Consider the following 1154-nt stretch of genomic DNA (forward strand, 5'->3'; position numbering starts at 1 on the left):
GCTTTCCAGCTCATCGTGACCGCCTGATTCCTTCATGCAGCGCGGGCCAAGTTTGGCGGCACTGCATTTTTCCGGTAGTTTTCGCCGGTCACCATCATCTTCCAGGCGACACGAGCAATCTTGTTCGCCAGCGCTACCGCGACGAGCTTGGGCGGTTTACGCTTGAGCATCTCGATTAGCCATTGCGAACCATGCTTGCCGGAACCCGATCTGACATATCGTAGGAGCGCAGTGGCGCCCACCACCAGGGTGCTTCGTAACGTTTCGTCGCCTGCCCGAGTGATGATGCCTTGTCGGGCTTTTCCGGCAGTTGAGTGGTCCTTTGGTGTCAGGCCCATCCAAGCTGCGAATTGTCGCCCGGATTTAAAAAGTTCGGGCGCGGGTGTTTTCATTATTAACAACGATGCGCCGATCGGTCCAACACCCGGAATTTGCGCCAAGCGGCGGCTGCACTCATTAGCACGGTGCCATTCGATGAGTTTGGCGTCGACGGCCCTGAGCTCTTTCTCCAGTTGTTCATATTCCCTTGCATGAAAGGCGAAAAGCTCGCGGCCGAGGAGAGGTATAGACTCATCGGCCGAAATACGTTCAAGAAGCGGCTCGATCCTACAAGTGCCCTTTGCTGCAGTCAGGCCGAATTCGGCGGCATAGCTACGGATCGCATTGGCAAGTCGAGTTTTGTTGCGGACGAGACGTTCACGCATTCCAACGAGCATTAGGGCGGCTTGCTGTTCTCTCGATTTTACAGGCACAAAGCGCATCGTCGGACGGCTCATGGCCTCACAAAGCGCCTCGGCATCGGCGGCATCATTCTTTCCCCGCTTGACATATGGCTTAGCCAGTTGGGGCGCGATCAGTTTCACCTCATGCCCAAATGAACTAAGCAGCCGGGCCCAATGATGAGAGCTGCCACACGCTTCGATTGCGATCGTTGTTGACGGCAACTTTTCAAAAAAGTTGATCATCTCGATACGACGAAGCTTTTTCCGCAGCACCGGCTGCTCGGTGGCATTTACGCCGTGTAGTTGAAAGAAATGCTTCGACGTATCCATGCCAATGCGAATAATCTGGTCCATAGCGGGTCTCCATCGTTGATGTCTAACGGCATAACCTGGCATTATTTGATGCCGTATGGAGGCCGTCCACACCAACAG

The 1154-nt window shown here is 54.7% G+C and carries 1 protein-coding gene; it reads right to left on the minus strand.

Translation table 11 applies throughout. The annotated features are described in order from the left end of the window. Positions 1 to 32: 32 nt before the first annotated feature. Positions 33 to 1076, minus strand: coding sequence for an IS110 family transposase (locus SxD43FB_RS23640; protein ID WP_096064166.1), 1044 nt, complete (start codon positions 1074 to 1076; stop codon positions 33 to 35). Between the last annotated feature and the right edge of the window lie 78 nt (positions 1077 to 1154).

The organism is Sphingobium sp. D43FB, assembly GCF_002312805.1.
Lineage (GTDB): Bacteria > Pseudomonadota > Alphaproteobacteria > Sphingomonadales > Sphingomonadaceae > Sphingobium.